The sequence below is a fragment of the Lentzea sp. NEAU-D7 genome (genome assembly GCF_026242055.1).
Taxonomy (GTDB): Bacteria; Actinomycetota; Actinomycetes; order Mycobacteriales; family Pseudonocardiaceae; genus Lentzea.
This window is the reverse complement of sequence record NZ_JAPJDL010000025.1, coordinates 24,192-46,296: the sequence shown is the minus strand read 5'-3', so window position 1 is coordinate 46,296 and position 22,105 is coordinate 24,192. Positions and strand designations below refer to the sequence as shown.

18 protein-coding genes are annotated in these 22,105 nt (G+C 71.7%); 13 read left to right on the top strand and 5 right to left on the bottom strand.

Annotated features, from left to right (window positions below; genetic code table 11):
• The first annotated feature begins 223 nt into the window (after positions 1-223).
• The 5 genes from ORI60_RS36775 (at position 224) to ORI60_RS36755 (ending at position 8,818) form a co-directional block, all read left to right on the top strand.
• Positions 224-4,897, top strand: a complete 4,674-nt coding sequence (locus tag ORI60_RS36775; RefSeq protein ID WP_266042625.1) for a hypothetical protein — start codon at positions 224-226, stop codon at positions 4,895-4,897.
• Entirely contained in the window at positions 4,866-5,324 is a 459-nt protein-coding gene (locus ORI60_RS36770; protein ID WP_266042624.1) for a hypothetical protein, read from the top strand. The genes ORI60_RS36775 and ORI60_RS36770 overlap by 32 nt, the downstream gene beginning before the upstream one ends.
• Before the next feature lie 42 nt (positions 5,325-5,366).
• Complete coding sequence (locus ORI60_RS36765; protein WP_266042623.1) at positions 5,367-5,804, top strand: hypothetical protein; 438 nt, start codon at positions 5,367-5,369, stop codon at positions 5,802-5,804.
• A 64-nt stretch (positions 5,805-5,868) separates the two neighbouring features.
• Positions 5,869-7,302, top strand: a complete 1,434-nt coding sequence (locus tag ORI60_RS36760) for a WGR domain-containing protein (RefSeq protein WP_266042622.1) — start codon at positions 5,869-5,871, stop codon at positions 7,300-7,302.
• A gap of 736 nt (positions 7,303-8,038) precedes the next feature.
• Positions 8,039-8,818 carry a metallophosphoesterase gene (locus ORI60_RS36755; RefSeq protein WP_266042621.1) on the top strand — a complete coding sequence of 260 codons (780 nt, stop codon included), beginning with the start codon at positions 8,039-8,041 and terminating at the stop codon, positions 8,816-8,818.
• 217 nt (positions 8,819-9,035) lie between these two features.
• Here the strand turns inward: ORI60_RS36755 and ORI60_RS36750 are convergent, their stop codons facing one another.
• A complete protein-coding gene (locus ORI60_RS36750; protein WP_266042620.1) occupies positions 9,036-10,478 on the bottom strand; it encodes an IucA/IucC family protein in 1,443 nt (480 codons plus the stop codon).
• Between the two features lie 22 nt (positions 10,479-10,500).
• Between ORI60_RS36750 and ORI60_RS36745 the strand changes: the two genes are divergently transcribed.
• Positions 10,501-11,862, top strand: a complete 1,362-nt coding sequence (locus ORI60_RS36745; protein WP_266042619.1) for an IucA/IucC family protein — start codon at positions 10,501-10,503, stop codon at positions 11,860-11,862.
• On the opposite strand, the gene ORI60_RS36740 is transcribed toward ORI60_RS36745, so the two are convergent.
• Both ORI60_RS36740 and ORI60_RS36735 read right to left on the bottom strand, forming a co-directional pair.
• Complete coding sequence (locus tag ORI60_RS36740) at positions 11,852-12,865, bottom strand: hypothetical protein (protein WP_266042618.1); 1,014 nt, start codon at positions 12,863-12,865, stop codon at positions 11,852-11,854. The two genes, ORI60_RS36745 and ORI60_RS36740, sit on opposite strands and share 11 nt — an antisense overlap.
• An 81-nt stretch (positions 12,866-12,946) precedes the next feature.
• Complete coding sequence (locus ORI60_RS36735; protein WP_266042617.1) at positions 12,947-13,297, bottom strand: hypothetical protein; 351 nt, start codon at positions 13,295-13,297, stop codon at positions 12,947-12,949.
• Positions 13,298-13,474: 177 nt separating this feature from the next.
• Here ORI60_RS36735 and ORI60_RS36730 point away from each other — a divergent pair, with 177 nt between their 5' ends.
• From ORI60_RS36730 to ORI60_RS36715, 4 genes are all read left to right on the top strand, one after another.
• Positions 13,475-14,005, top strand: coding sequence for an NUDIX domain-containing protein (locus ORI60_RS36730; RefSeq protein ID WP_266042616.1), 531 nt, complete (start codon positions 13,475-13,477; stop codon positions 14,003-14,005).
• Positions 14,005-14,886 (top strand): ABC transporter substrate-binding protein, encoded by an 882-nt coding sequence (locus tag ORI60_RS36725; RefSeq protein ID WP_266042615.1) that lies wholly within the window; start codon positions 14,005-14,007, stop codon positions 14,884-14,886. The genes ORI60_RS36730 and ORI60_RS36725 overlap by 1 nt, the downstream gene beginning before the upstream one ends.
• An 83-nt stretch (positions 14,887-14,969) precedes the next feature.
• The gene (locus ORI60_RS36720) at positions 14,970-15,941 is read left to right on the top strand and encodes a D-cysteine desulfhydrase family protein (protein ID WP_266042614.1); all 972 of its coding nucleotides are present in this window, start codon (positions 14,970-14,972) and stop codon (positions 15,939-15,941) included.
• Positions 15,942-15,966: 25 nt separating this feature from the next.
• On the top strand, positions 15,967-16,614 hold the full coding sequence (locus tag ORI60_RS36715; protein WP_323055987.1) for a GTP pyrophosphokinase family protein: 648 nt from the start codon (positions 15,967-15,969) through the stop codon (positions 16,612-16,614).
• On the opposite strand, the gene ORI60_RS36710 is transcribed toward ORI60_RS36715, so the two are convergent.
• Positions 16,601-17,422 carry a MerR family transcriptional regulator gene (locus tag ORI60_RS36710; protein WP_266042613.1) on the bottom strand — a complete coding sequence of 274 codons (822 nt, stop codon included), beginning with the start codon at positions 17,420-17,422 and terminating at the stop codon, positions 16,601-16,603. The two genes, ORI60_RS36715 and ORI60_RS36710, sit on opposite strands and share 14 nt — an antisense overlap.
• Positions 17,423-17,523: 101 nt before the next feature.
• Between ORI60_RS36710 and ORI60_RS36705 the strand changes: the two genes are divergently transcribed.
• From ORI60_RS36705 to ORI60_RS36695, 3 genes are all read left to right on the top strand, one after another.
• Entirely contained in the window at positions 17,524-18,447 is a 924-nt protein-coding gene (locus tag ORI60_RS36705; RefSeq protein ID WP_266042612.1) for an anti-sigma factor RsbA family regulatory protein, read from the top strand.
• A 216-nt stretch (positions 18,448-18,663) separates the two neighbouring features.
• Positions 18,664-19,014, top strand: a complete 351-nt coding sequence (locus ORI60_RS36700; protein ID WP_266042611.1) for a DUF742 domain-containing protein — start codon at positions 18,664-18,666, stop codon at positions 19,012-19,014.
• A gap of 49 nt (positions 19,015-19,063) precedes the next feature.
• Positions 19,064-19,465, top strand: a complete 402-nt coding sequence (locus ORI60_RS36695) for a LapA family protein (RefSeq protein WP_323055986.1) — start codon at positions 19,064-19,066, stop codon at positions 19,463-19,465.
• On the opposite strand, the gene ORI60_RS36690 is transcribed toward ORI60_RS36695, so the two are convergent.
• Positions 19,419-22,043 (bottom strand): helix-turn-helix transcriptional regulator, encoded by a 2,625-nt coding sequence (locus tag ORI60_RS36690; protein ID WP_266042610.1) that lies wholly within the window; start codon positions 22,041-22,043, stop codon positions 19,419-19,421. The genes ORI60_RS36695 and ORI60_RS36690 overlap by 47 nt on opposite strands.
• Positions 22,044-22,105: the final 62 nt, after the last annotated feature.

Genomic DNA, 22,105 nt, shown 5'->3' with positions numbered 1-22,105 from the left:
TTCCCCCGTGCCCGTCCCCGCACCTCGCGGGGACGGGCACGGGCTTTTGTCGCGGCCTGATCCCACCGGAGCAACGCGGCTGCGCCGCACGGCCTATTTGGACACCTGGTGGAACCGGCGCGACCGGCGCTGCGTCATCCTGGGGAACCACCACGGTCCGCTGCGTTTCGGGGGAAGGACGGCACGTGCCGGAGGACATCACCAAGACCATCGGAGACATGTGATGTCGAACCCCCTGGTGGTCAAGCCAGACGCCGAACCGTCGGGTTTCATGAACGCGGGGACGGGCGACAACGGCTGGGCGACGGGCATCTCCATCGCCGAGTCCGCGATGGACACGTTCAACGGCATCAAGGACGGCAACTGGGTCGAGGGCGGCCTGGGCATGGTGGGCCTCGTCGCGGACGCCGCGTCGATGGCGATCGACCCGTTCGGCACGCTGCTGTCCTCCGCGGCCTCGTTCCTCATGGAACACATGCAGCCGTTGAAGGAGGCCCTGGACTGGCTGGCCGGTGACCCGCCGGTGATCGAGTCGTACTCGGCCACCTGGAACAAGGTCTCCGAGGAGCTCGGCAAGATCGCGCAGGACTACCAGCAGTCGGTGCAGGGCACCACCGAGTGGCAGGGCACCGCCGCGGACGCGTACCGGGCCGCCGCGGGCGCCCAGGGTGACGCGCTCACCGGCGCCGCGTCCGCCGCCGGTTCCGTCGGCACCGTCGTCGGCGTGATGGGCATGGTCGTCGCGTTCGTGCGCGAGATGGTGCGCGACCTGATCGCCGACCTGGTCGGGAAGCTGATCACGTGGGTGCTCGAAGCCGTGTTCACGCTCGGGTTCGGCACGCCGGTGATCGTGGCGCAGGCCGTGACCGCGATCTCGAAGTGGGCCACGCGCATCGGTGAGCTCATCCAGAAGCTCATCAAGACCATCAAGAAGGTCTCTCCCCTGCTCGGCAGGATCGTCGAGATCTTCACGAAGATCATGAAGGTCGTCGGCAAGCTGGTCGGCAAGGTCACCGGCCTGGACGTCATCTCGACGAAGTCCATCAAGCCCGGTGGCCTGTTCCAATCGACGAGCACGCCGGACCTCCCGAACGCCGGCGGCACGCACACCAGCGGCTCGCCCACCTCGTCTTCCCCTGACGCGCCAACGACTTCGTCGCCTTCGTCGCCTTCGGCGCCGCCGTCCTCCCCGTCTTCTCCCTCTTCTCCCTCTTCTCCGTCTTCACCGTCCTCTCCGGACGGTCCGAGTCCGGCGTCGCCGTCACCGGGTTCGCCGTCGGCTTCCGCGCCTTCGCCGGGCGCGCCTTCTTCCACTCCGAACGGCCCCTCGTCCTCGCCTGGACCGGACGGCCCCAGCACGTCGAACGCCCCGTCACCGGGTTCGCCGGGTTCGCCGTCGAGCGGCGGGCCGTCTCCGTCCGGTGGCCCGTCGGGCCCGAGCACGAACGGACCGTCGTCACCTCCCGACGCACCGGCACCCCCGCCGCGCAACGCGGGCCAGACCACCCAGGCAGGCGTCGCGGCACCGGAAGCACCGTCGCAGCACGCCCCGTCCGCACCACGCGACAGCGCACCACCGGCGGGCTCCACGACCACTCCGCAGCAGGGCCCGATGGGCGGCCCCGCGGGAGGCCCGGCCGGAGGACCCGCGGGAGGCTCCCCGGCAGGAGGCGGCCCACGTCCGGGTTCCGCCGGAGGCTGGACCGGCACGCCGGGCGCCCGCGGCGACCTGGGCTCGGGAATGCCCTCGCAGCGCACCCCGGACATGTCCCCGTCGTCGGCCCGGCCGTCGGCTCCCGCACAGCCGGGCTTCGGCCCGTCCGCACCGCACACAGGCGCACCGAACGCCCCCAGCGCGCCCCACAGCCCCAACGGCCCCTCGGGACCGAACTCCTCCTACGGCAGCCCTGGTGCGCCACACGCACCGCACGGCGGCCTTAGCGCGCCATCGGGACCGAGCGGTCCCGGTATGCCTCACAGCCCCAACGGCCCCTCGGGCCCGAACTCGCCCTATGGCGCCCCTGGTGCGCCACACAGCCCCAATGCACCGCACGGCGGTCCCAACACACCATCGGGACCGAGTGGTCCTGGCACGCCCCACAGCCCCTCAGGCCCCAGCGCGCCCTACGGCGGCGCTGGCGCACCACACAGCCCCAACGCACCGTCAGCACCGCACGGCGGCCCCAACGCCCCTTCGGGTCCTGGTGCGCCGCACAGTCCCAACGGCCACACCGGACCCAGCTCGCCCTACGGCACCCCCGGTGCGCCGCACAGTCCCAACGCACCGCACGGCGGCCCCAACACGCCGTCTGGTCCCGGCGGCCCTGGCGCGCCGCACTCGCCTGACGGCCACGGCGGTCCTGGGACCACGTCGCCGTCGGCGCGGACGGACACGCCGACTCGTCCGCAGTCGACCACTTCGCCGACCTACGCGGACACCCCGCACGCCGGGCCGAGTGGCCCCGCAAGCCCGCACACGCCGCAGCAGCCCGGCTTCGGGCCGGCTCCGGGTGGTCCCGGGGCACCGCACGCCGGTGGTCCCGGCCCGCACACGCCTGGCGGTCACGGCCCCGGCGGGCCGAGCAGGCCGGACTCGCCCGCACCGCACCAGCGTCCGGACGCCCATCGACCCGACGCCACCCGACCCGACGCCGCCAGGCCCGATGCCACCCGGCCCGACGGCGCTCGCCCGCGTGGTGCCGACGGTCCCGTCACGCATCCCGGTCAGCGTCCCGACGCACCCGGCCAGCCGCACCACCGTCCCGACGGCACCCGGCCCGACGCGTCACGTCCGGACGGCACCCGGCCCGACAGCACCAGGCCCGACACGTCACGTCCGGACGCCAACAGGCCCGACACCAACAGGCCGGACAGCACTCGGCCCGACGGCAACCGGCCCGACAGCTCGCGTCCTGACAGCAACCGCCCTGACAGCAACCGTCCCGACGGCAACCGGCCGGACAGCACTCGGCCCGACAACACCCGACCGGATGGCAACCGTCCCGACAGCAACCGTCCCAACGACAACCGTCCCAACGACAACCGTCCCGACGGCGGCAGGCCCGACGGCGGCAGGCCCGACGGCGGCAGGCCCGACGCCGCGCATCCCGACGCCGCGCGGCCCGACGGTCCCGGCGACGGGCCCGGCAGCCCGCACCGCGACACCGACGGCCCCGGCCACCACGACACCGACAACCGGCCCGACAGCGACGCGCCGCAGTCGCACGCGGAAGAGCGGCCCTCCCCGGAGCAGGCGCACGAGCGGCACGCCGAGCAGACCCCCGCCGGTGTCTCGCACCACGGCGGCGACCCCGACATGGGCGACCTCCCCCACCGGGTGCCGGAGGACCCGCGGTTCTTCACCGCCGACGTGCACGTCACGCCGGACGGCCGGGCTCGCATCGGCGGGCACGACTACACGCCCGCCGAGTACGCGGACATGTTGCGGCGCAGCGGGTACGACGGCAGCAGGCCCGTCCGGCTGATCGGGTGCGACGCGGGCAGCAACGACTTCGCGCAGCAGTTGTCGCGGCACCTCGACGCGCCGGTCGTGGCGCCCACCAAGCCCGCCTGGACCGACAGCAGCGGCCGGGTCTTCACCAGCGACCCCGAGATCTCGCCCGACGGCACGCGTTCCCCCAGGATCCCGCCGAACGGCGAGTGGGAGACGCACCACCCGGACGGGTCGAGGACGCGGGCGAGCGACGACGGGTACGCGCCCGGCAGCGACCGCGACACCGACGGCGCCGACGCCGTGGACCGCGGGGACGGCGCGCAGGGCAACGACCCGGACGCCGATCCCGAGTACACGCCTCCGCCGAAGGACCGGATCATCCCGGCGGACGACCCGGCGTTCAACGAGCGGTTCGTCGACTTCGACAGGCCCACGCACCAGCCGGTCGACCCGGCCAACCCGGACGCTCCGCGGCAGCCGCTCAACCGGCACGAGGAGATCCAGGCGCCGCACCGCGACCGCGAGACCGTGCCGGACGGCAACACCCAGCCCGACCGGCTCCAGCCGATCGAGAACCCCGACCCGGTGCCGGTTCCGCTGCGCGACCACCAGCCGTTGCAGCCTTGGACCGAGTACCCGGTGGTCAACCAGAACGGCACGCGCACGACGTTCATCACCGACGGCGACGGCAACGTCAAGTGGGTCGAGGCCACGCCCGGCCGGCAGGACATGGCCATCGACGGCAAGGGCAAGTGGTCCGGGTTCAACCCCGACCTCAGCCACCCGTTGCTGCCGGACGCCAAGTACCAGGTGCCGAACTACCACAACAGCGAGAAGATGCTGGCGTTCCACACGGACCAGCACGGTCAGACCGACTCGATGACCGGCGACGTCGAGGCGGGCGGCCAGAACAAGAACTACCGCGACGACGACGGCGGCAAGGGCGCCCAGCAGCGCGCCTACCAGGAGGGCGAGGCCGCGTACCCGAGCAACCCTCCGGACCGCACGCTCACGCCGGAGGAAGTGGAGAACTCGCGCGTCAAGTGGGCGGGCGGCCACCTGCTGGCCAACGAGCTCGGCGGCTTCGGCGAGTACCTCAACATGCACGGGCAGATGGCGGGGTCCAACTCCGGCAACGCGAAGGACGGCTGGTTCCACGAGCCGTCGTGGCGCAACAAGGAGACGGAGCTCGTCGAGTTCTCGAAGCAGCCGCACCAGGACGTCCAGAACTACCAGGTGCGGGCGACGCGCGAGGCCGACGGCGTGCCGTCCGAGGTGACGATGCGCTGGCAGGAGGTCACGTACGCGCGCAACGCGGACGGTACCGTCCAGCTCGGCCCGGACAACAAGCCGGTCGTGGAGAACGTGGTGACCAAGGAGCGCGTCTTCCCGAACCGGCCGGAGGTGAACTATGGACCCCAGGACCGGTACAAGGGTCGCTGAGATCTGCGCGCTGCTGGAGGCGGGTGCCCCGGTCGGGTGGAACCGCGTCACCCTGGACGTCTGGGCGAACGTCATGGCGTACGAGCTCGCCACGTCCGCGCAGGACGCCCAGGGCAGGTTCGCGGGCGAGGTGCGGCTGGCGGAGATCACCGACCAGCTGCAGGAGCTCCGCGAGCAGATGTACGAGGAGGACCGCGGCACGTGGCTGTCGGCGCGGTTCGTGCTGCGCCGCGGTGCCGAGCCCGAAGTGACGTTCAACTACGACGAGGACCCGCGGTGGTCGCCCGAGCTTCACCCGATGATGTTCGTGCGCGACCTGGAGGCGTTCCCGCGCTCCGACGAGCACCTGCGGGGCTGGCTGCGCGAGACCGTCGAGCGCGGGCTGGAACTGCAGCGCGCACACGAGGCGAGCCTGGCCGATCAGTAGGCTGGCCGGGCCCGACCGCGATCTAGGAGGAAGCGAACAACCATGGCGAACTGGCCGGCGCTCAGTCCGATCGAGCAGCAGGAGAAGCTCGCGGAGATCACCCAGGAGATCCTGCCGACCCTGCCGCAGGGGTGGTCGCGCCTGGTGCTGCGTGCCAAGATGATCGGCCCGCACAGCGAGGCCGACACGGGTGTGAAGATGGCGGACGGGACCGTGCGCGGCTGGTCGTTCCCGCCTGAGGTGTGGCGGAAGTTCCAGCAGCTGCGCAAGGGCATGTACTCCGAGGGTCTCGGTTCCTGGGTCGAGTTCGAGTACGTCTTGGACCCTCCGGGCACTTTCTCCATCCGCTACAACCGCGACGAGGCGCCGAAGTTCGACGCGGCGCCGTCCCCGGAGAACTTCGCCACCGAGCAGAAGTGGTTCCCGCGCAACGACGAGCAGATGCCGGACTGGTTCCGCGACGGGCTCGCCAACGCTTGACGTCAGGAATTGTCAGACCCCCTTGCTACGGTCGTTCCAGCTGATCAACGCGAGGGGGAAGACCGTGGCCGTTGCCACCACGTACCTGGAGCTGTCCGAGGCGAGCGGAAGCGCGCACAAGTTCTACGAGGTCGTCGTCGACGGCACGAAGGTGAGCATCACGTTCGGCCGCATCGGTGAACGGGGCTCGACGCGCGAGTCCACGTTCGCCGACGAGGCCAAGGCGGTGAGCGCGGCCGAGAAGAAGATCGGCGAGAAGGTCCGCAAGGGCTACGCGCCGGCGGTCAAGGGCCAGCGGCAGCGGCGGGCGATCACCCGGCGCGAGATCACCAGTGTGCAGTCCAGCGCGCGGCAAGCGCCTGTGCTGTGGCGGTTCCACTCCGGTGCGCCCGCGTTCGGCATCTTCATCGGCGAGGACGAGGCCTGGGTCGGCAACGAGCGCGGCGACGTCTTCACGCTCGCGCACGACGGCCGGGTCACGGGGCGCTACGGCTTACCGGACGGCGTGAAGTGCATCGTCGCCGACGACTTCTGGATCTACGCGGGCTGCGACGACGGGCGCGTGTACGACCTGGGCGGCAAGGTTCCGCGCGTCGCGTACGAGATCGCCCAGGACGTCGACATCTACTGGCTCGACATCGACGACGGCGTGCTCGGTGTGTCGGACCGGCAGGGCGGCATCACGATCGTCGACCACGAGGACGAGTTCCAGTGGTCGCGCCGCAGCGCGGGCGACAGCGCGTGGATGGTGCGTTGCGCTCCGGAAGGCGCGTTCCACGGGCATTCCCGAGGCGTCACGCACTACGCGGCGCGCACCGGCGATCCCGTGTGGCACGCCGAGACGACGGGTGCGGTGCTGTTCGGCTGGCAGGAGCCGGCCGAGGTGTTCGCGGGCACGAGCCGCGGGTGGGTGCACCGGCTGTCGCGCGCCACCGGGGCCGAGACCGCGCGTTACCGTTGTGACGCGGCGGTGTTCTCCTGCGCCACCTCGCCGGGTGGCGACTACGTGTTCGCCGGCGACAACCACTCGTCGGTGTACTGCTTCGCGGCCGACGGCACGCGCCTGTGGAAGCTCGCCACGGGCTGCGGTTCCGCGTTCTCCATGCAGTACCGCGACGAGCGCCTCTACATCGTCACGACGGACGGCTCGCTGGCGTGCATCGACGCCAGCCCGGCGGCGATCCACGCGGCGGAGCAGGGCGAACTGCCGCAGCGCAGCGACATCAAGGCCGACCACTGGCAGCGCGTCGAGGCGACGGCCGAGGTGGAAACCGTTGTGGCCAGCGCGGTTCCGGCCGGTGGCGTGGTCGTGGAGTGCGTGCAGGAAGGCGGCCGCATGCGCGTGCACGTGATCTCCGACGGCTACGACCGCTCTCGCGCCGTGCAGTTCCCGAAGGACATCCGGGTGCCCGGCGCGCGGTACCTGGTGACCGAGATCCACACGTCGGCGAGCGGCGGCTTCTACCGGGCGAGGGGAGAGATCAAGCGCCTTCTCTGAGCAGCCGCAGGAGCGCGCCGGGTGGGCGCAGGTGAACGAAAACCGTGCATTGCCGTGCCCGCCCTGCTTCCTGTCGCCGACAAACCGGCGGCGGCACATCGTGGTCGCGCAACCGTTCCGCAGCACCGGCCTTGTGCCCAGGCGGGCCGCGAGCGCCGCGCCCGCCTCAGGCAGGTCGTCCCCACCTCACCGACATCCGCAGAGGTAACGTGGATTGCGGGTGATGTGGGGTGGGCATGCCAGGATTGCCGTCATGGGCGACGTCGGCGGGCACGCGGACCCGTTGCGGGACCGCGCGATGCCGTGCCCGCCCTGCTTCCCATCGCCGACGAACCGGCGGCGGCACGTCGCGGTGGCGCAACCGTTCCGCAGCACCGGGTCATTTGCCTAGGCGGCCAGGAGCGCCGCGTCCGCCCCAGGCAGGTCGTCCCCGCCTCACCGACATCCGCAGAGGTAGCGTGGATCGCGGGTGATGTGGGGTGGGCATGGCCAGGATTGCCGTCATGGGCGACGTCGGCGGGCACGCGGACCCGTTGCGGGACCGCGCGATGCCGTGCCCGCCCTGCTTCCTGTCGCCGACAAACCGGCGGCGGCACGTCGTGGTCGCGCAACCGTTCCGCAGCACCGGCCTTGTGCCCAGGCGGGCCGGGAGCGCCGCGCCCGCCTCTGGCGGATCGTCCCCACCTCACCGGCACCCGCGGAGGTAGCGTGGACCGCGGGTGATGTGGGGGTGGGCATGGCCAGGATTGCCGTCATAGGCGACGTCGGCGGACACGCCGACCAGTTGCGGCAGGCGTTGCGGGACCTCGGACCCGGCCTGGTCGTGGTCCAGGTCGGCGACCTGGTGGACCGCGGGCCGGACAGCCTCGGGGTGCTCGACGCGGTCGGCGAGCGGCTCGGCCCGGGCTGGGTGCAGCTGGTGGGCAACCACGAGGCCCAGTACCTGCCCGGTCGCGAGGTCTTCTGGCCCGATCCCCTGCCACCGCGGGGCGTCGAGACGGTGTGCGCGTGGTGGGCCGACGGGCGGATGCAGGTCGCCGCGGCCATCACGGCGGGCGGGGACGAGTTCCTGCTCACCCACGCGGGGCTGACGCTCGCCGCGTGGCAACGGCTGGGCGAACCCGCCACCGCCGCAGAGGCGGCGGACCTGCTCAACGAACGGCCCGACCTGATCTGGCGCATGGGTGCGCACGGCCGTGATCCGGAAACGGGGCCGTTGTGGGCGGAGTCAGGAGCCGCGTTGCACGAGCCGTGGATGCGGTACGGAGGCATCGTCCCGTTCGGACAGATCCACGGCCACTCCTCGATCGTGCACTTCGCCGACCAGAGGTGGACGTGTGACGGCCGGACCAGGCAGCGCGCCACCGTCGACTGGCAGGCGCGGCACGTGCGGGTGCGCGTCGGCGGGCGCGTGTTCGTCGGCGTTGATCCCGGCCACGGCCGCGCGGGCGCCGGTGCGTGGCGGCCGCTGGTCTTCGACGACGCCGTGGTGCACGCGGCACCGGCGCGGGCCTGAGTTCGCGCGCGAGGCGCAGCAGCCGCTTTCGTGCGCGACGAAACCGAGGCACGCGTGCATGGTCGCCTCCTGGCGCAGGCGCGACACGAAGCTGTGCAGGCTCGTGCGCCCGCGGCGCCGCGTCGGCACCCCAGACCCGATTGAGCGGCACGCCCCCGTCAACCGCGGAACCTTCACGCGGCAGCGGGCGTCCAGGCCGTCGTGCCGCCGGTGACCGTCACGGAGCCCGGTACAACGGGTTCGGGCAGTCGACGTACCGGCTCGCCGCACCCTCCGCGCGCGTCCAGCGCAGCAGGAGGTTCGCCTTGGCGGGCACGAACCGGTCGTCCAGCAACGACATCACCTGTGCTTGCCCGTGCTCCCTCGCGTACGCGACGAAGACGAACCGCGCCTCCTCCCACACGTCGAGGCCGGGGTGCCGGTCCAGCACCGCACCCGCGATCTCGATCAGGTGGTTGACGACGAGGCAGTACCGCAGCCGCTCCCAGCCCTTCTCCTCGGACACTCCCCGCGCTCCGCCCGCACCGTCCGTTGTGGACAGCAGCTCGGCGTGCCGAGGCAGCAGCCGCATGCCCTCGGGGTCGCGGTAGATCGCCTGGACCGGCATGCCCTCGGCGTCGACGCCCACCACGACGTTCTGCAGGTGGCACTCCATCACGACACCGTGTGCGAAGAACGCGTGCAGCACAGGAGGAACGACCACCGAGACGTACTGGCGGAACCACCGCAGCGCGCCGTCGGAGTCCAGGCCGTCCAGGGGACTGCCCTCGAAGCCCTCGCTGATCCCGGCCGCCAGCAACGGGGTCACGCCGGGGAGCGCGTGCTGCCGGATGCCGTCGCGCACCACGACCGCCAGGCCCTCGAAGGAGTCCGGTGAAGTGCGGTAGCCGCGGTCGGTCAGAAAGGCCGCGCCGGGGAAGACCGAGCCGATGTCCGCGAACACCGGTCCGAGCAGGCGCGCGAGCGGCGGGATCCAGCGCAGGTCGTGCGCCCACAACCGGCGCACGTCGTTGGTGATCCGCACGTCGAGGCTGAACTTGTAGAACAGGTCGGCGGCCGGGTCGTAGACCGTGCGCACCGAGGACGTCGGCCACACCTCGGGCCCGGACACCGGAGCTTCGAGCCCCAGCAACGAAAGCTGCCACGGATGCGCCGGGAGGACGCCGGCGGGCAGCGGCACCTCGCCGTCGTCGACGAACGAGCCCTCCAGCTGTGCCAGCGAGAAGCTCGCGTGCACCTCGGGCGCGTACGGCAGCCACTGCGACGCGGGCAGGCCGCCGCGGCCCTTCGGCGCGGGGTGGTAGCGGTGCCCGGCGACCAGGGCCTGCTCGGAGCGCCGGTAGAGGTCCTCGGGCGGGGCTGTGCGGGCGTCGAGCACGGCGGCGATGGCCGACCGCGACCCCGCGATCTCGTCCAGGAAGCCGACCGGCGGGTCACCGAGCTCCTTCGTGACGAGCACGGCGAGCTCGTGCCACGACAACGGCTGCCACGAACCGGTGAACACCTCGGGGTCCGACAGCCAGCGCCCCTCCCGCACGCGCAGCAGGGTGCCGGTGCGGGGCAGCCGGAGCGTGCCGTCCGCCCATTCCCCCACCTCGCGGCGCAGGCAGTTCAGCAGCGCCGTCGAGGTGATGCCGTCGGGGTCAGTGCTCGGTTCCACCGGTGTCCGCTTCCCTCCGGCGATGTGTCAGGATCAGATCATTCTGACGCAGACACCGGTCGAGTCCGAGTTCGCCGCCGCGCTGGACGAAACACGTGCCGAAAGGTTCATCGCGGCGCTGCCCGGAGCCCGTGCGGCGATCCTCGCGCGCCTGCGCCGGGCCTTCGCGGTCGAGCCGTTGCCGCCGGTCGGCGTCGACCCGGCCGAGTACTCGCACCCGGTCGGCCTCCTCACCGCGCTGCGCTGGCCGCACTCGGAGAACCTGATCGCCGAGGTCGCCCACAGCGTGGCCGGACTGGCCCTGTCCCGCACGACGAGCCCGCTCACGACCCCGTTCGCGCAGAGGTCGCTGGAGGAGCACGAGCAGAGCGTCGTCGACGGCCATCCGCTGCACCCGTGCTGCCGCAACCGCACCGGGTTCACCGCCGCCGACCACCTCGCGTACGGCCCCGAGCACCGCCCGGTCGTGCCGTTGCGGCTGCACCCCGCGGCACGGCACGTGGTGTTCGGCGACTGGCCGGACGAGCTGCGCGACGGCGGGCGGATCCTGCTCCCGGTGCACCCCTGGCAGGCGGACCGGCTGACCGTCCCCACCTCCGGCACCCTCGACGCCCAGCCACTGATGGCGCTGCGCACGCTCTCGGCCGGTGCCTGGCACGTCAAGACGACGCTGAGCGCCCAGATCACCTCGGCCGTGCGGGACATCTCGGCCGGCTCGATCGCCACCGCGACGACGGTCTCCGACTTCCTGGACGCGACCGTCGAGGGCATCGAACTGCAGCACAACCGGGCGTCCGCCGCCGTGCTCACCGACGGCGAACCGGACCGGAGGCTCGGCGTGGTCCTGCGCGACAGACCTGTGCCGCGCGAGGGTGAGACGCTGCTGCCCCTGGCCGCGCTGACCGCCGGCGACCCTCCGCCCGTCCGCGCGCTGGGTAACCCGTTCGAGTGGCTCGCGGAGTTCTGCGAACTGGCCGTCCCACCGTTGATGACGCTGCTCGCGCGCGGAGTGGCGCTGGAGGCCCACGAGCAGAACCTCCTGGTGGGCCTGGTGCACGGCCGGCCGCGCCGGTTGATCTACCGCGACCTGGCGGACATCCGGGTCAGCCCGCGCGCCGACCTGCCCGAACGCCTGCACGCGAGCCCTGAAGCGTTGCGCGCCAAGACGTTCGCGACGTTCTTCGCGACCGCGCTGACCGGGCTGGTCGGAGCACTCGACGCCCCGGACGCCGCACTCTGGCAGGTCGTGGCCGCGACGGTCCCGGACACCCCGGACCGCCACGCCCTGCTGCACGACCCGTTGCCCGCCAAGCCGCTCACGCTGATGCGGCTCGACCCGGGCACGACGAGGTGGGCGCGCCTGCCGAACCCGTTCAGGTCTTGAGCAGTTCCTCCCGGTGCCGCCAGGCCAGCGACAGCAGCGCGGCACCGGCGGCCTGAGTCGGTTCGTGCCGGACGAAGCGCTCGACGTTCCCGGCGGTGAACGGAAGTCCGCGCAGCACCTGGCCCTCTTCGTTGTGCGACACCAGATCACCGAACAGCTCGTCGAACCGCGACGCCTCGATCACCGCCACGGTCAGCATGTCGGTGGCGAACGTCAGCGGGTCCACGCCCATGCCGAGGTAGAACACGCGGGCCGCCTCCGTGAGCCGCCGCGCGAAGGGCCAGGCCGCGTAGTCGGCGTCGTGGATCTCCTCCACGCCGAGCATCTCCTCGGCGAACTCGCGGATCATGCAGTGCCACAACGAGAAGTCCGCCTCGGACGACCCCTGGAACACCCCGACCGGCAGCACCTGGAACATGCCGCCCGCGTGCCCGACGCGCTTCGGGTCCCGCCAGTGCAGGAAGAACGTCGCCTCCCCGGAGGCCTCGTCGTGCCGCAGGGTGAGCGTGCTGACGGCGACGTTGACCGGCCTCCGCCGGGGATCGCACGGATCACCGACGGCCGATCGCGCCGGCAGCGAGCCGATCCTCCCGAGGTCGCGCGCCGCGTACTCGTGCGCACAGGCCTCGCCCACGTCGATGCCGTCGAAGTAGCTGCCGAGCCCGAACGTCAGGTGCCGCCCGGTGAAGCCGAGCAGCCGATAGGTCTCGCGGTTCTGGAACACGGTGGGCGCGGCGAGCGCGGCCATCGCCTCCGAGTAGCTGCCGAACCCGCTGGGAAGCGCCGAGGCCGGCGGCCTGGGCAGCGCGGTGGACGCCTTCAGCTCCAGCGAGAGGCCGGCCAGCGGGATCGGCCCGGCCGGCATCCAGTCCGGCGACGTGAGCAGCGGCGTGCCGGCGACCCTGGGCACGTCCGGATACTCGGCGACGGCCGCGACCGCCAGCGCGTGGCGGTGTTCGAGCAGGTGGGCGCGCACTTCGAGCCACTCGGCAGACGTCGGCATGGCCCCATTCTGCGGGTGCGGGCCCCGGCCACGACGAGATGACCGGACCACCCCGTGGCCCGGCCTCCGCTCATGAGGCCCTCAGGCCCGCCAGCGCCGTGACGCGTGGACGACTTCGCCGACCGCGCGTGCCAGGCTTCCGTCGGCGTCGACGTGGCTCTCGTGGTGCGCTGCCGGAAGTGGCTGGGCCACCTCGGACGGTGCCTCGTACGAGTCGCTGTCTTCCCAACGCAGCCTGCGCGCCGTCTTCACGAACGCGACCGCCACTGCCAGCAGCAGCACCCCGACCACGGCCGGCCACCAGACCGATTCCGCGATCGCGATGGCGAACTGGACCTGGGCCACCACGACGAACACGACGGTCAGACCGACCACCGACCACGGGGCCTCTCCACCGTCACGTCTGCGCTTGGCGGCACCGGTTGCCCCCATTGGCGTCACCTCCACCGATGTTGCCTGGACATCGGCGATTGATCGCACGGAGTTACAGGCCTAAGCGTACTCCCCGATCGTTTGGTTGCAGACCGTCATCTTCCGCAGGTCCGCTCACCAGCGCGTAGACGGCGTGCGGGACGTGCGCCATTCACTCCGTGGTGTGATCATCGGCTGATGTCCGCACTGCACGCGGGGGACCCCGCCTCATTCGCCGCCGATGTTCTCGACGAGGGTCCGCCCGAACTCGAGCACGTGCCGGGGGTGGCGTCCCGCCGGCCCACCAAGACGTGCGCGGGAGGCGCGCTGATCCGCGACTCCGCCGGGCGCGTGCTGTTCGTCGTGCCGGCGTACAAGGCGGTGCTGGACATCCCCGGCGGCATGACCGAGGACGACGAGTCCCCGAAGGCCGCGGCGCTGCGGGAGGTCCAGGAGGAGCTCGGCCTGTCCCTGGCCCTGGGGCCGCTGCTGGTGGTCGACTGGACGCCGCGCAACGGGGTCTGGCGCGACTGCCACCAGTTCGTGTTCGACGGTGGCGTCGTGGACGGTGCCGCGGCGTGCGATCCCGAGCTGGAAGGCGTGCTGTACCTGACGCTGGACGAGGCGAGGCCGCGCATCTACCCGTCACTGCACCGCCGCCTCACGCTCGCTCTGGAAGCCCTTGAGAGCGGTTCCACGCGGTACGCCGAGTTCGGCAGGGAGGTCTGATGCGGATCGTCTCGCTGCTGCCGGCGGCCACCGACATCGTCGCCGAGCTGGGCTTGGCCGGACACCTGGTGGGACGCACCCACGAGTGCGACTGGCCGGCCGAGGTGGCCGGCGTCCCCGTCGTCACGAGCACCGGCGTCGACCAGGACGCCCTGAGCAGCAGGGAGATCAACTCCACCGTCCACCGCGGGTCGTCGCTCTACGGGTTGGACGCGGACCTGCTGCACGACCTCCAGCCGGACGTGATCCTCACGCAGGACCTCTGCGACGTCTGCGCGATCTCCTACCGCAGGGTCACCGGCACCGTCCGGGTGATGGACGCCGGCCCGACGGTGCTGAGCCTCGAGCCTTCCACGCTGGACGAGGTGCTCGGCTGCCTGAAGACCGTGGGCGACGTGCTCGGCGTCGACAGCGCGGACAGGATCGCCGCGCTGCGGCAGCGCGTCGGCGACGTCGAGCGGCGGACCAGGGGCCTCGCCCGGCCGCGCGTGGCCGCGATCGAGTGGCTCGACCCGTGCTGGCCCGCCGGGCACTGGGTCCCGGAGCAGATCGCGGCCGCCGGCGGTGTCCCGCTCCTCGCCGGGAAGGGCGAGCACACCGGGCCGATCACCTGGCAGGCGGTCCACGACGCGGAGCCGGACGTGGTCCTGCTCATGCCCTGCGGCTTCCCGCCCGAGCGGACGCTGCGGGAACTCCCCGATCAGCCGCTGCCCGAGACCTGGGTGCTGGACGGACCGGCCTACTTCAACCGGCCGGGTCCCCGCGTGGTCCGCGGTGTCGAGATCCTCGCCCACGTCCTGCACGGTGTCGGCGAAGAACCCTCCGAACGCGAGGCACTCAGGGTCTGTGTCGAAGTCGGGTTCGACGAGAGTCGCGCTTGAGGTGGTTTCTGGTGGTGCGGCAGGGGCCGCCTCGGGCCCGGCTGTCGCGGACCGGACTTCGACGCAGACCCTAAACTCGCCCCATGGATCTGAGCGCGTTCCCCCGAGTCTCCCTGGGCACCTGGCCGACCCCGCTGGAGGACGCCCCCAGGCTCGCGGACACGCTCGGCGCCCCGCCCGTCCTGATCAAGCGCGACGACGTCAACGGACTCGGCGCGGGCGGCAACAAGCTGCGCAAGCTCGAGTTCCTGCTCGGCCAGGCGATCGAGCAGGGCGCGGACACGATCATCACGTTCGGCGCGCTGCAGACCAACCACGGCCGCCAGACCGCGGCGGCGTGCGCGAAGCTCGGGCTGCGCTGCGAGCTCGTGCTGACGGCCAAGGTGCCGATGGCGGGCGCCGCGTACGAGCGGTCCGGCAACATCGTGCTGGACCACATGTTCGGGGCGAACGTGCACGTCTGCGCGGACGCCGACGAGACGGTCCGGACGTACGAGAAGATCAACCACGACAAGGCCGTCACGCTGCCCGTGGGCGGCTCGAACGGGCTCGGGACGCTGGGGTACGTCGCGGCGGCCGCCGAGCTCGTCGGGCAGCTGAACGAGCGCGGCATCGACAACGCCACCATCGTCGTGCCGGACGGCAGCGGCGCCACGGCGGCGGGAGTGGCGCTCGGCACCGAGCTGCTGGGCTGGCGCGGCACCGTCCACGCCGCGAGCGTCTCGCACACCGCCGCGGACGCCGAGCAGGAGCTCCGCGCCCTCGCCACCGACGCCGCCGCCCTCCTCGGCGAACCGGCCCCGCGGCTCGGCCACGTCACCGTCACCGACGACACGATCGGACCGGGCTACGGCGTGCCCACGCCGGAGATGTGGAACGCGCTGAAGCTGTTCGCGGAGACCGAGGGCGTGGTCCTCGACCCCGTCTACACCGGCAAGGCCGCGGTGAAGTTCCGCGAGATCGCGCCGCGCAGCGACGTGCCGGTCGTGTTCCTCCACACAGGTGGTCTTCCCGGCTTCTACGGCTACGCCCCCGAGGCCGTCGCGCAGTTCTGACGAGCGTGATCAGTACTCTGGTGTGGTGACCGACCTCGCCGACGACCTGGGCCTGCTGCGCGACCTCGAACGGCGGCTGCTCGTCTACAAGTTCGCGATCGAGGAGCTCATGACGAAGCTCCGGATCCTGAGCGAGGAGTTCGACTCGGTCCACCAGCACGACCCGATCGAGCACATCACCAATCGGGTGAAAAAACCGGAAGGCATCCTGGAGAAGCTGCGGCGCAAGGGTTTTCCGCTCGACCTCGACTCCATCGGCGACTGGCTCGACGACATCGCGGGCGTGCGGGTGATCTGCCCGTTCGTCTCGGACGTCTACCGGGTCAAGGCGATGCTCGCGCGCCAGCACGACGTGGAGATCCTGCTCACCAAGGACTACATCGCCTCACCGAAGCCGAACGGCTACCGCAGCCTGCACCTCATCGTGCGCATCCCGGTGTTCCTGTCGGACCGCGTCGAGCACGTGAAGGTCGAGGTGCAGCTGCGGACGATCGCGATGGACTTCTGGGCCACGCTGGAGCACAAGCTGTTCTACAAGTACGACGACAGCCCGCCCGCGGACTTCGTGGGCGAGCTGATGTCGACAGCGATGATCGCGGCCCAGCTGGACGAGCGCATGGAGTCCCTCCACCGCCGCATCCACCAGGACGAGCCGCCCGCTACGGCCTGGTGATCTCCAGCTGCAGCTCGGTCATCCAGTCCGCCGGGTCACCCTCGCCGTAGTTCAGGTACACCTCGCGGGCGAACCCGTTCTGCTTGTACCCGTGCGCCTCGATCCACGCCGCCACAGCCTGGTACGAGGTGTCGACGTCGTCCATCGCGCCGCGGTGCACGATGGTCGCCGCCTCGGCCAGCGCCGGCAGGTCGACGACCTCGAAGTCGTAGGCGGCGGACGGTTCCACGGCCACGGTCACGCCGGCCCGCACGACCACCTGGTCTCCGTCGGCGGACTCGTAGGTCGCGATCCCGTGGCCGGACGGCGTGACCCCCGCGCGGCCCAGGCGTTCGAAGAGCTGCGGGTACAGCGGCTGGATGACCGGGCCGATGTCCTCGGGCTCGTAGGACGCGGCGGTGGCGGTCAGGCGGGCGACCCGGACGGCGGGGACGGGCTTCACGACGATCTCGTCGGTGGGCATGGCGCCTTCTCTTTCCATGGCGCGGAGACGTGCCTCGACCCGGCGCAGCCGCGACTCGTCCGCGAGGATCTGCTGCCGCAGCTCGGCCCGTCGCAACGAAAGCATGCCGTGCAACTGCTCGACGGAAAGCTTTTCGTCGAGCACCACACGCACCTGGTCGAGCGTCAGACCGAGGTCCTTCAACGCGACCAGGCGGTTCAGCCGTTGCAGCTGGGCGGCGGTGTAGAAGCGGTAGCCGCTGGCCGGGTCGACGCGTGCGGGCGGGAGCAGCCCGACCGCGTCGTAATGGCGCAGCATCCGCACCGACACCCTCCCCAGATGGGCGAAGTCTCCGATGGTGAACATGACTGCTCCTGTGTAAGGGCTGACACGGTGTGAGGGTCAAGAAATGATGGTTTGAGCAACGTGCCGGGTGCGCATCCTGGGATGTTGACGAGAGGTGGCACATGACGTTCGCACATCCGGCGCTGTTCTACTCCGACGAGGAGTCCTACATCGACGGGACAGTCCCGTTCGTGGTCGAGGGCCTCGCGAGCGCCGAACCCGTCGCGGTGGCGGTACCGGGCAGGAACCTCCAGCTCCTCCAGGAAGCGCTCAGCGGTTTCGCCCACCTCGTGACGTTCCTCGACATGACGGACACCGGCCGCAACCCAGGCCGGATCATCCCGGAGCTCCGCGCGTTCGCCGACCGGCACCGCGGGGCCGTCCGCATCATCAGCGAGCCGGTGTGGGACCTGCGCACCGACGTCGAGTACCCGGCGTGCACGCTGCACGAGGCCCTGGTCAACTACGCGTTCAGCGGACGCGACCTGAGCATCCTGTGCCCCTACAGCACCACCACCCTCACCCACGACATCCTGGCCGACGCCGAGAAGACCCACCCCGTCGTGATCGACGCGAGCGGCCACCGCCCGAGCGACCACTTCCACCCCGCGCGGGTGGTCGTCGCCGCCCACTCACTGCCGTTGACCATCCCGTCCGACGCGGCGAGCACGTCCGTCGGCGCCGGCGCGATGGCGGCGGTGCGGGCGTTCGCGCGGGAGCAGGCCGTCAAGCTGGGTCTGGCTCATGATCGGGTCGACGACTTCACGCTCGCGGTGACCGAGCTCGCCACGAACAGCGTGCGGCACGGCGGCGGCGAGAGCACCGTCCGCGTCTGGGCGGAAAGCAGAAGTATTGTTTGCCAAGTCAACGACAACGGCCACATCACGGATGTTCTCGCTGGCCGGACGCCTGTTCACGCAAACGAACCGGGCGGTCGCGGTCTGTTGCTCGTCAACCGTTTGGCGGATCTCGTGCGCACCCAAACGACGTCGTCGGGCACTGCAATCCAAGTCAGATTCGATCTGACCGACAAAAAGACAACGTGATCCACATACATTTGGGCGACTTCGTTATAGCTTGAGCACGTGCACGACGAGGAAGCGACGGAAATCGGTTACACGGGGGCCCGTTTCGGCTCCCCGGCGACCCGTAGACGGCTGCGCGCCGACGGAAGTGAAGACTTCACCGGCGCGGAGACGCAACAACTGCCCCGTCAGCAACCGTTGCGCCAACGCCCACCGGAACCGCCACCGGAGTGGCCTGTGCCAGAAGAGCAGAACGACAGCCCCGCGAGGGACAGCTCGCTCATCCGTCCCTACGCCCGCACCGGCGGCCGCACGACGGCTCGCCACGACCTGCGCCTGGAAACGCTGCTCTCCACCGACGAGGACCGGCTCTACCGCGCGACCAACGACCAGGCGGCGATGATGCGGCTGTGCCTGCAGCCGCGGTCGGTCGCCGAGATCTCGGCGCTCATGAAGATCCCGCTCGGCGTCACGCGGGTGCTGCTGAGCGACCTGATCACGCTGAACCTGGTCGCCGTGCACGAGCCGAGCGCCCAGCCGAACATCGCGCTGCTCGAACGCGTGCTGTCCGGGTTGCGCAAGTTGTGACCCGTTCGCCAGCGCGCGGGATCACGCCTGGTCGCCGATAATTCTCCTCGTGGCGACCTCCAGCGACGAGACCCCGAAGACACCGGTCACGGAACCCATCCCGGCCGCTCCCCCGACCGCCGCACCGCCCGCGCAGGTGGCCGCACCGAAGAAGCTGCGGCCCACCCGGATCAGCGGCACCTGGATCGCCGTACTGGTGGCGATCGTCGTGCTGATCTTCCTGCTGATCTTCATCCTGCAGAACGGCGGCAACGCCACCATCCACTTCCTGTGGGGCCAGTTCAGCCTGCCCCTGGGCGTGGCGCTGCTGTTCGGCGCGATCGGCGGCGCGCTGCTGGTCGCCGTCGTCGGCGCCGCCCGGATCCTGCAGCTGCGGCGTCAGGCCAAGCGGGCCGTGCCGGCGCCTACTGGTCGTCCCTCGACCTCATCACCAGCTCGACGCGAGAGCTGATCCCGAGCTTGCGGAAGATCTTGCGCAGGTGGAAGTTCACCGTGTGCGGCGACATGAACAGCTGCGTGGAGATCTGCCGGTTCGTCTGACCCTTCGCGACCAGGTTGGCGATGGCCCGTTCGGTGTCGTCCAGGCTCGACCACCCGGACTCCGGGCGCGCCGGAGCGGCCCTGCGACGCCGGCCGAGCTTGCGCAACCGGCCGAGGACCCGCGCGCCGTCCCGTGACGCGCCGATCTCCCGGTAGAGCTCCAGCGCGCTCTCCAGCGCCTTCACCGACTCCGCCCGGTCCGGCGAGTCCGCGAGCAGCACGCCGAGGTCCTCGGCCGCGTTCGCCCGCGCCCACAGGTCCCGGTGGTCGCGCGCGGCGAGCTCCAGCGACTTCGCGTCGCCGTCGAGCAGGCCGCGGGCGTGCACCGCGGCCGCCCTGATCGCCGGGAACTCCGGATGTTCCTGGGCGAGCCGTTCCGCGTGGTCCACGACGGCCCGCGCCAGCCGCTCGTCCCCCGCCTCCAACGCCCGGCGCAGGAACCACCCGGCGGCACGGGGTTCCTCCGCGAGGAGCCCCGACGACACCAGGTCCGGGTACTCCTCGGCGAGCAGTGCGAGCGCCTTCTCGAGCCCCGAGCCGACGTAGGTGACGAGCACGTCGGTCCACTGGTAGTAGGCGTGCGAAAAAAGGACGCCGTCGGCCGGGACCTGGTCGCGGCAGCGCTCGACGTGCTCGACGGCCGCGGGCAGGTCGCCGGTGTGGATCGCGACCATCGCCAGCACCGCCAGCGCCGGCGCGACCACCGTCTCGTGCCCGGTCTCCTCCGCCACCGCCAGCGCGGCGCGCGCCTCGGCGGCGGCCTCCTCGATCCGTCCCGCCTGCAACAGGATCCGCGCCTGCACGGCCGCGGTCATGACCTCCCTGGTGACCACCGCGGACGGCCCGACGCGGACCCGCCGCACCACGGTGTCGGCGTCGGCGAGCTCCCGCAGCCCCGCGAGCAGGGTCGCGAGCAGCAGCTGCGGGTAGGCGCCGAGGTCGTGCGAGGTGCTCGACCACGCGGCCTCGCGGGCCAGTTCCAGCGCGGCACCGGGGCGGCCGGTGTCGCGCGCGATCGCCGCCAGCACGGCCAAGGCCGTCGCCAGCACGTCGTCCGGCCCGCTCTGACGGCTCCGCACGACGGCCTCGGCCAGCTCCCGCGCGCGCTGCCGGTCGTGGCCGAGCAACGCCATCAGCCGGGTGATCTCCACCCAGGGCGCGAGGTCCGGCGCCAGGTCGGGTTCGCGCAGCACCGCCTCGGAGATCGCCAGCGACTCCGCGTGCCGGGCCCTCAGCAGCATCGTCGTGGCCACGCAGTGCCGGAGCTTGGCGGCGGCCTCCGGGGTGACCTGACGGGACAGGGCCTCCTCCGCGAGCGCCTGCGCGGCGGTGAGCCGGCCGGCCGCGGTGAGCGCTCTCACCGCCATGACCGTGCGGTGGACCAGCGAAGCAGACGCTTGGTCGGTCAGTTCGAGCGCGCGCACCGCGAGTTCGGCCGCGGCCTCGGGAGCGTTCCACAGCACGGCTTTCGCGGCCGCGACCAGCCCGTCGATCGACCGGGCGTCACCGCGCTGGGCACCGTGCAGCAGGTGCTTCGCGGCGAGGACGGCGGAGTCCCCGCGCCCCAGCAGCATCTCGCCGGCCTCGCGGTGCAGCGCGCGCCGCACGGGCGGCGGCACGGAGTCGGCGGCCAGGCGCCAGAGCAGGTCGTGCCGGAACGCGAGCCTGTCGTCCAGGGCCGTCACGACGCCCGCGCTGATGACCTCGTCCAGGGCGGGCAGCAGGATCGCGGTGCTCGACGCCAGCATCTCCGCGACGTCACCGGGTTCGAAGCGCGGCCCGAGCACGGCGGCGATCTGCAGGAGGTGCCTCGCCTTGCCGCCCAACGCACCCATGCGGTCGCGCAGCCACGTCTCGGTGCGGTGCGGCGGCCGGTCGGCCCTGAGCGAGGCGCGCCCGGCGCCGACCAGTAGCAGGTCGTCCTCGTGCAGGGCCTCGAAAAGGGTGATCAGCGCGGCGGGATTGCCCTGGGCGGTGGAAGCAAGCGCTTTCAGGTCGTGGTCCGGGTCACCGCCCGCGAGGTCGGCGACGAGGTCCGCGACCACGTCGTCCGCCAGCGGCCGCAGCTCGATCCTGGTGGCACCGCGCTGGGCTGCGGCACCGAACAGGCGGTCGGCGCCCTCGCCGCGGCGGCGAGCGAGCAGCCACACCACCTTCTCGTGGGTGGAGGCGGGTAGCAGAGCGCGCAGTGCGGCCAGGGTGCCGGGCTCGGCCAGGTGGAGATCGTCCAGCACGACCACGGCGGGACCGCCGAGCTGGCGTTCGGCGAGGCGGGCCAACAGGAACGGCTGGTCGAGCTCGTCCTGCGCGGTGGCGACCTCGAAGCCGCGGCCGGCGGCGACGGCGGCGACCTCGGCCAGCAACCGCGTCTTGCCGGTGCCCGCCGCGCCGTCGATCAGCACCACGCCGGTGCCCGCGTCCAGCACGCCGTTCAGGAGCTCCCGTTCTCCCTCACGGCCGCGGAACATCCCGTCCCGATTCCCCGACACCCATTCTTCCTTTCGCTCCGCGGCGGCGGAGAACAAGCGCTGCAATACCACAACGACCAGCA

Coding starts and splice junctions, on each gene's coding strand:
- ORI60_RS36775 (WP_266042625.1), top strand. CDS start 224: ATGTCGAACCCCCTGGTGGTCAAGCCAGACGCCGAACCGTCGGGTTTC.
- ORI60_RS36770 (WP_266042624.1), top strand. CDS start 4,866: ATGGACCCCAGGACCGGTACAAGGGTCGCTGAGATCTGCGCGCTGCTG.
- ORI60_RS36765 (WP_266042623.1), top strand. CDS start 5,367: ATGGCGAACTGGCCGGCGCTCAGTCCGATCGAGCAGCAGGAGAAGCTC.
- ORI60_RS36755 (WP_266042621.1), top strand. CDS start 8,039: ATGGCCAGGATTGCCGTCATAGGCGACGTCGGCGGACACGCCGACCAG.
- ORI60_RS36745 (WP_266042619.1), top strand. CDS start 10,501: ATGTGTCAGGATCAGATCATTCTGACGCAGACACCGGTCGAGTCCGAG.
- ORI60_RS36740 (WP_266042618.1), bottom strand. CDS start 12,865: ATGCCGACGTCTGCCGAGTGGCTCGAAGTGCGCGCCCACCTGCTCGAA.
- ORI60_RS36735 (WP_266042617.1), bottom strand. CDS start 13,297: ATGGGGGCAACCGGTGCCGCCAAGCGCAGACGTGACGGTGGAGAGGCC.
- ORI60_RS36730 (WP_266042616.1), top strand. CDS start 13,475: ATGTCCGCACTGCACGCGGGGGACCCCGCCTCATTCGCCGCCGATGTT.
- ORI60_RS36725 (WP_266042615.1), top strand. CDS start 14,005: ATGCGGATCGTCTCGCTGCTGCCGGCGGCCACCGACATCGTCGCCGAG.
- ORI60_RS36720 (WP_266042614.1), top strand. CDS start 14,970: ATGGATCTGAGCGCGTTCCCCCGAGTCTCCCTGGGCACCTGGCCGACC.
- ORI60_RS36710 (WP_266042613.1), bottom strand. CDS start 17,422: ATGTTCACCATCGGAGACTTCGCCCATCTGGGGAGGGTGTCGGTGCGG.
- ORI60_RS36705 (WP_266042612.1), top strand. CDS start 17,524: ATGACGTTCGCACATCCGGCGCTGTTCTACTCCGACGAGGAGTCCTAC.